Origin of the sequence: Bradyrhizobium sp. Cp5.3 (genome assembly GCF_000426265.1) — a bacterium.
GTDB classification, from domain to species: domain Bacteria; phylum Pseudomonadota; class Alphaproteobacteria; order Rhizobiales; family Xanthobacteraceae; genus Bradyrhizobium; species Bradyrhizobium neotropicale.
In genome coordinates this window covers 1-7,493 of sequence record NZ_AUFA01000096.1, presented here as the reverse complement: position 1 = coordinate 7,493, position 7,493 = coordinate 1, and the positions used below count along the sequence as shown (strand labels likewise).

General features: G+C 59.8%; 5 protein-coding genes and 2 pseudogenes. 5 read left to right on the top strand and 2 right to left on the bottom strand.

The annotated features are described in order from the left end of the window. Both K289_RS47130 and K289_RS47125 read right to left on the bottom strand, forming a co-directional pair. Positions 1–219: transposase (locus K289_RS47130; RefSeq protein ID WP_198024886.1), on the bottom strand; the 219-nt coding region annotated here is incomplete at its 3' end. 86 nt (positions 220–305) lie between these two features. Further along, positions 306–1,772: a recombinase family protein gene (locus K289_RS47125; protein ID WP_051311336.1), complete on the bottom strand. Its 1,467-nt coding sequence runs from the start codon at positions 1,770–1,772 to the stop codon at positions 306–308. Between the two features lie 508 nt (positions 1,773–2,280). Between K289_RS47125 and K289_RS0139945 the strand changes: the two are divergent. The 5 genes and pseudogenes from K289_RS0139945 to K289_RS0139925 all read left to right on the top strand — a co-directional run. Beyond that, positions 2,281–2,541, top strand: a pseudogene (locus K289_RS0139945) (reverse transcriptase domain-containing protein); the annotation flags it as partial. Positions 2,542–3,094: 553 nt separating this feature from the next. Continuing rightward, a complete protein-coding gene (gene ltrA, locus K289_RS0139940; RefSeq protein WP_027556440.1) occupies positions 3,095–4,345 on the top strand; it encodes a group II intron reverse transcriptase/maturase in 1,251 nt (416 codons plus the stop codon). A 136-nt stretch (positions 4,346–4,481) separates the two neighbouring features. Beyond that, entirely contained in the window at positions 4,482–4,982 is a 501-nt protein-coding gene (locus tag K289_RS47120; protein WP_245284141.1) for a group II intron maturase-specific domain-containing protein, read from the top strand. Positions 4,983–5,049: 67 nt separating this feature from the next. After that, positions 5,050–6,138 (top strand): annotated as a pseudogene (locus K289_RS47115) (IS5 family transposase); the annotation flags it as partial. Between the two features lie 86 nt (positions 6,139–6,224). After that, the gene (locus K289_RS0139925; protein WP_027556376.1) at positions 6,225–7,250 is read left to right on the top strand and encodes an IS110 family transposase; all 1,026 of its coding nucleotides are present in this window, start codon (positions 6,225–6,227) and stop codon (positions 7,248–7,250) included. The last annotated feature ends 243 nt before the right edge of the window (positions 7,251–7,493 follow it).

The following is a 7,493-nucleotide window of genomic DNA, read 5'->3' as shown; positions in this document are numbered from 1 at the left end:
GCGATAGGCGGCCTTTGTGTTGGCCCAGTCCTGACAAACCAGCGGGATGCTTTGACCCATGTCACTCCCGATTTGTGCGAGCAATTTGCAGAACCGGCGGCCAAGCCGCTGATCCTTAAACTCGCTTCCCACAGCTTCCCGATCAACCCACGCCTCAGTCTCAATGCCGGCCGTCAATCGCTGAGCACGTGCCTCCGCGCGGTCCTTCACCAAGCCCATCAAGCACCCCACGCCTCCGAATCAGGTGCTCAACAATGAATCACAACAGATTCTTCCGATTCAAGATTTCGCCCGCAGCGCGTCGTTCAAATCCGATTCCAAATGTGGGTAATTGAAAGGCGCGGTCGGGCATGTTCGCGGTCCGAGAGTTCGGATTCGGCAGTCTCCAGTTCCAGCAGAGCGCTTTCCCATTCTGCTTCGAGTCCACGCGCGACGAGTCTATTCTCCGGGTCCACGGCGCGATAGCGTCGCTCGGCGCGCTGCGCGTTGTAGCGCGCACGCTCGACGTCGCGACGGAACTGCGCGAGAGTCGTCTCGTGATCGGCATCGAATTGCTCGATCGCCTGGAGCGAGGCTTCCAGGCCTGCGGGCGCGAGAGCCGCAAGGAACGCTTCGGCGACAGCCGCATCAATCTGCACACCGGCGATGTTGAGGCAGTACTCGCCCCGGCCGTTGACGATGTTCTTGCCGGCGCAGTGGTATCCGGGCGCCGAGAACCGGCCGCTGTAGTGTACGGCCAGGCGCCGACCGCAGTGTCCGCATACGGCGAGGCCTTGCAGGAGTGCTGCGCCTTCTCTCACGGCGCCCCCGCTCTGGTGCGGTCGAGGACGGATGTTCTGCGCCAGGCGCTTCTGGTTCGCCTCGAAGGTATTCCAATCGATGTATCCGGCATGATGGTCACGAATGAACACCGGCCACTGCTCGCGGTCGCGTTGTCTGATGCGCTTTCGGATTCGACAGCCCGCATCGAGATAGCATGTCTGCTGGGTGCGGCCATACACATAAACGCCGGCATAGAACGGGTTGGTGAGGACCTGGTGGATCTTTGTGTAAGTGGGGGTGACCCAGCGGAGATCGACAAGGCTGTTGGAGTGCAGCGGAAAGCGCAGGCCTTGCGAGCGGAACCACAGCCACACGCGTCGTGCCGAGCCGAATTCGGCAAACCGGTCGAAGACAGCATGGATCGCGGCTTGCACCGACTCGTCAGGATGCAGCAGCACCTCCCCGTCGGCGTCGCCCCGTACCAGACCCACCGGCAGCCCGCGGTGCAGTTCTCCGCGTGCGGCCTTGTTGCGGATGCCACCGAGCAGCCGCGCACGCAACACATGCAGCTCTGCTTCTGACATCGTACCTTTGAGCCCGAGCACCAGGCGGTCATTGAACAAGCCCGGATGATAAATCCCATCTCCATCACCGATGAGCGTGTGGGTCAGGCCACATAGATCGAGCAGACGGTACCAATCAGCATTATTGCGCGCTAGTCGCGAGACTTCCAAGCCGAGCACGATGCCCACCTGGCCGAGGCCGACCTCCGCGGTCATACGCGCGAACCCGGTGCGCTCGGAAAGGCCGGAACCGGAAATACCGAGGTCCTCATCGATGACCTTCACCTGATCGCGTCGCCAACCAAGCCGCGCGGCGCGTTCGGCTAACTCGTACTGACGGGTAGTGGACTCGCGATTATGCTCGACCTGCGTCGTACTGGACTGACGCACGTAGACGATTGCGCATCGGCGTAGGTGCTCAGCGGTGATCTTGCTCAGTTCGTTCATCGTTGTGATCTCCGGCAGTGGCGATTGCTCGGGCGATTAGTCGGGCGAGTCGCAGCACGAGTTGTGCGCGCTGCTCTTTATCGAGGGCCCCCCATACGGGTACGGCCCCGCGCTGAGGTGGTGGGTCGAGAAAGCTTAGCTGCTGCATGGCTGTCCTCCGATTCCGGTGGTAGGACAGTATGCGCGGCATCCAATTGCCGCAGCAAAGCGTCGACGATCGTTCGGACGTGCAGCAGCTCGGCGTGGGAAGCCAGGAATGCCGCTCGAGCGCTTTGCGGGCTTGCACGCGGTAAATGTTGTGCGATAGGCAGATCTGTCCACGCGGCCGGTACAAGGGCACGGGTACCATCGGGCAGTACAAGCGTCAGATGAAGTTCGCCGCGTCGATGACACCAGCCAAGCACATTAAGCGCAGATCCCTCAAAGGGATGGCGCGACCGAACGATGGTTACCTGATCGGGATAGTCGTCGAGATGATGAGCGCGGTGGTGGGTAGTCTGTCGAGTAGTCTTTCGACACGATCGATCATGCCCTTCTGATGCGAGCGCTTCGGAAGCACAGTCAGGAGCCCTGGGTTTTGCTGTATGTCGAACGATGGCTGAAGGCTCCGGTAGAGATGCCCGATGGGACCATCCAGAAACGGGAAGCCGGGACACCGCAAGGTGGAGTGGTAAGCCCGCTGCTGGCGAATCTTTTTCTGCATTATAGCTTCGATGCGTGGATGCGTCGGACGTTTCCGCGCATTCCGTTCGAACGCTATGCCGATGATGGTGCGCCACGACGGCGCGAGGAGGTGTGATGTAGAACACCTTTGAGCAGCCTTGCTGCACAGAAGATGAGGGGCGGCCCCTCGAACTCGGGTTGCAGGATCAGGGTTCAAACCACCGGCTGCTGCTTCGGCTTCATGGTCGAGGTGGTGAGCGAGACCGGAAAAGGCAGAGCAAGACTTTGTCAGGTGAGGATCGAGGAGACGAGCGCAAGCCAACCACCGATGAACTGTCGAAAGCGTAGGGAAGACGTCAAAACCAAGGGGAAGTCGTTACCTTGGGATCAGTCTGAGCGACACCTGTTTACGGCTCAGGCGGCGTCCGGCAGGCGAGGTGGCGTGACCTCGGTTCAGGCTTCTGTGCGGAACGTGGGAACCTGTATCGCGATGCCAAGGGAGCGGCTCAAGTGGCCGCCCCACAAGAGTCTGAGTACCAATGCGCGATGCAGGGGCGGAGCCGTGTGTAGTAGTGATGAAGGCGCTGTAATGGCGTTGGAGCGAAGGCACGGCACTGTCCCGCTTGATTGGAAGAACAACCGGAAACGGGAGGACTCTTTTGGGTCAAGCAAAGCCGTATGACATCCCCAAACGCTGGGTCTGGGAAGCGTACAAACGGGTTAAAGCAAATCGGGGCGCAGCCGGTGTGGACGAGCAGTCGATTGAAGCGTTCGAAGCAGACTTGCAGAATAATCTGTACAAGCTCTGGAATCGAATGTCTTCGGGCAGCTACTTTCCACCGCCGGTCAAGCGTGTGCAGATCGCCAAGCGCGATGGCGGCAAGAGGCCGTTAGGAATACCTACGGTATCGGATCGCGTCGCACAGGCGGTTGTCAAAGGATATCTGGAACCGAATTTGGAGAAGCACTTTCATCCAGATTCCTTCGGATATCGACCCGGAAAATCGGCGCTTGATGCCGTTGGGGTTGCCCGCCAGCGCTGCTGGCAGCATCCCTTCGTGCTCGATCTCGACATCCGGGGTTATTTTGACTCGATTCCGCATGAGCTCTTGCTCAAGGCGGTTTGGAAACACACGAACTGTGCTTGGGTGCTGTTGTACATTGAACGATGGTTGAAAGCCGCCGTTCAACTGGAAGACGGTACCCTTGAGCCCCGCGAGAAGGGCACGCCTCAGGGCTCGGTGGTATCACCGCTGAAGGCGAATCTGTTCCTTCACTATGCGTTCGATCGCTGGATGGCGAAGAACCATCCGCAAATACCGTTCGAACGCTATGCCGATGACATCCTCTGCCATTGCGATAGTGAGCAGCAGGCACAAGAACTGAAGGACGCGCTTGCGAAGCGCTTTGCTGAATGTGGACTGGAGCTTCATCCGGACAAGACGAAGATCGTCTATTGTAAGGATGATGACCGACGAGGTGATTATCCCGAACAGAAATTCGACTTTCTGGGCTACACGTTTCGCGCCCGTCGGTCGAAGAACCGTTGGGGAAAGCACTTCGTCAACTTCAGCCCCGGTGTCAGCAACGCCGCGACGAAGGCAATCCGACAGGAAATCCGCGCTTGGCAACTACACTGCCGTGTGGATAAGAGGATCGACGACTTGGCGAGGATGTTCAACCCGGTCATCCGAGGTTGGATGAACTACTATGGTCGGTACTACAAATCGGCGCTTTACCCGACACTACGTTATCTCGACAGATGCCTCGCGCGATGGGCGATGTCGAAATACAAACGCCTGAAACGACATCGAAGACGGGCAACGCACTGGTTGCGCGACGTTGTATGTCGCGCGCCGGTGCTGTTGTCCCATTGGACGATGCTGCACAAGGTGGCGGCTGGACGGTAAGAGCCGTATGAACCGAGAGGTTCACGTACGGATCTGGGAGCGCCTGGGGGTGAAATCCCCCCGGGCGACTCGACCAATCTGCCATTGCCGGACACGGCAAGAGGCGGAGCATCTGAAGGCGGTTTTGGAGAAAAGGTTGGCCGACTGTCATCTGACGCTGCACCCGCAGAAAACCCAAGTGGTTTACTGCAAGGACAGCAATCGACGGGGGACACATCCGCAGATCCACTTCACCTTCCTTGGCTTCACCTTCCGACCCCGTAGGGCGAAGAACCGTTGGGGCAAGCTCTTCACGCGCTTCCTTCCCGCTATTGGCCCGCAGGCGCTCAAACGCATGCGGGAGCGGATAAGGAGCTGGCGCTTGCCACAGCACGCGCCGCTTCCGTTGGTTGATATAGCCCGAATACTCAATCCGGTCCTTCAAGGGTGGTGGCAGTATTATGGGCGCTTCTATCCAACGGAGCTGTGGAAGCTGTTCACGTACTTCGACGAACGTCTCGGAGCCTGGCTCCGACGGAAGTACAAGCCGCTCAAAAGGCACCGGGGACGGAGCTTGCGGCGGCTGAACAGCATTGCGAAGCGTAACCCCTCGCTCTTCGTCCACTGGGCACGCCTTGGTCGCGCAACAGTTGGGTAACAAGAGCCGGATGATGCGAGAGTATCACGTCCGGTTCTGTGAGGGGCTGAGGGTGAAACTCCCTCGGCCCACTCGACAGTTCTTCACCGGCGAAGAGTTCTTCCAGCACACCTTCCCGCACGAGCGCTCGGACCTGAGCCATTGGCGCAAGCGGCTCGGCGACAAGCTGGAGCTGCTGCTGGCTGAGAGCCTGCGGGTGGCGCACGTGGCCGGCGCGTTACGCAGCCAGGACCTCAAGCGGGTCACGGTCGACACCACGGTGCAACCGAAGGCCATCACCTTTCCGACCGATGCCAAGCTCTTGCATGCGGCCATCAGGGGGCTCAACCGCATGGCGAGACAACACGGCGTCAGGCTGCGGCAATCCTATTCTCGCGTGGCCAAGGCAGCCGCGATGATGGCGGGTCGCTACGCTCATGCCAAACAATTCGGACGGCATCAGCGGCAGTTGCGTATCCTGCGCAGCCGGCTGGGCCGGATCATCCGCGACATCCGCCGCAAGATTGAGGGCCAACCAACACTGGAAGAGGCGTTCGCACTCCCCCTTGGTCGAGCCAGCCAGATCCGCTCACAGCAGCAGCGCCAGCGCGGCTGGAAGCTCTATTCCTTTCATGCCCCGGAGGTGGAGTGCATCGGCAAGGGCAAGGCCGCCACGCCCTATGAATTCGGCGTGAAGGCCTCCATCGTCACGAACAACGGCCGAGCCCCCGGAGGCCAGTTCGTGCTGCACGCCAGCGCGATGCCCGACAACCCCTACGACGGTCACACCTTGCGAGGCGTCATCGACCGCACCGAGACACTCACCAGCTGTCCGATCGAGCGGGCCTATGTCGACAAGGGGTACCGCGGCCACGACGCTCAAAATCCACGTCGCGTCTTCATCTCCGGCCAGAGGCGCGGCGTCTTCGGCGTCATCAAGCGCGAGCTGCGCCGCCGCTCCGCCATCGAGCCCGTCATCGGACACATGAAAGCAGAAGGTCATCTCGGCCGCTGCTACCTGAAAGGCCGCGCCGGCGACGCCGCCAACGTCATCCTCTCAGCCGTCGGCCACAACTTGCGCCGCATCCTCGCCTGGTTCAGGGAATTATTGCGCCTGTTCCTGGGATTGCTATGGCGAGCGCTCGCTTGCCAGGCCCAGCTCAATCCGGCTTGTTAACATGGCGTAATCGCGGCTGACGTCTTCCTGAGGACACGAGGGTCAGTAGGATCAGTCTCCGCAGATTATCGAAAGGAAGCAGCGCCATGAAGCAGTACGTTGGTCTGGACATCTCTATGGAAGAAACCAGCATTTGCGTTTTGAACCAAACCGGCGGCGTGACATTCGAAGGTTGCGCGTCGACCAATCCTGAGGCCATCGCCAAACTCTTGCGGCAGCACGCCGGCAACGCTGAACGGATCGTGTTTGAAACGGGCTCGCTTTCCAATTGGCTTTGGCACCAACTCAAAGCGCTAGGCTTTCCGGTAATTTGCCTGGACGCGCGTCATGCCAACGCAGCGTTATCGATGCGCATCAACAAGTCGGATCAGAACGATGCCAGGGGGTTGGCCGAAATGGCCCGCATGGGTTGGTACCGGGAAGCGGCCGTTAAGGGGGCGGAGAACTGGAAAACCCGTTCGATGCTGGCGGCTCGAAACAGGCTGGTGAATCTACGGCGAGATATTGACAACCAAATGCGCGGTCTGTGCAAGGGGCTGGGAATAGTGCTCGGCAAGGCCGGCTCGACTAACCTCGGTCGCAAAGTCGACGCCGTGCTCGCTGAAGCGCCGGATTTACAAGATATTTTCGCACCGCTACTCCTTGTCCAGGCCTGCTTGACTGAGCAGATTGAGAAGTTCGATCGATTACTCCTGGCAGCGGCAAAAGCTGACCAGACCGTTCGGCGAATGATGACCGTTCTCGGCATCGGTCCACTGACTGCCCTGTCTTTCGTCGTTACCATCGACGACCCCACTCGCTTCCGACACTCCGCCGACGTCGGCGCCTATCTCGGCTTGACACCAAGACGTTATCAATCTGGTGAGATGGATCGCACTGGCCGCATCTCCAAGCGCGGCAACCACCAGATGCGAACTTATCTGTTCGAGGCCGCGAACGTCCTGCTGACTGTTGTCAGGCGAGGTTCTTCGCTCAAGCGCTGGGGCAGCAAGTTGGCCAAACGCATCGGCACCAAGAAGGCCAAGGTTGCTGTCGCGCGCAAAATGGCCGTCATCCTCCATGCCATCTGGACAGATGGCACCGAATTCCAGGCAGAGATGCGTACCGCATGAAGTAGTCCTAAAATAAACCCAGATCCGCCTTCGGCGGAGCATGCGTCCCTGCCGGGACGACGGTGCTGGCAATCTCGAAGTCGTCCCTGCGGGCGTTACGCGCACCGCGCTCTTAACATCGGGATGCCACACCTCTTGAACGCCATCATGCGGCGCTCGTGCACAGAGACGACCGCGGAAAGAACCATGAACCCGGCAGCGGATCATTTTGGAGTATCGGGGGTTGACATCCTGCCCGCGATT

What these genes read in the sequence shown, in the direction of transcription:
- K289_RS47125 (WP_051311336.1), bottom strand. Translation starts at nt 1,772, where the DNA reads ATGAACGAACTGAGCAAGATCACCGCTGAGCACCTACGCCGATGCGCA.
- K289_RS0139925 (WP_027556376.1), top strand. Translation starts at nt 6,225, where the DNA reads ATGAAGCAGTACGTTGGTCTGGACATCTCTATGGAAGAAACCAGCATT.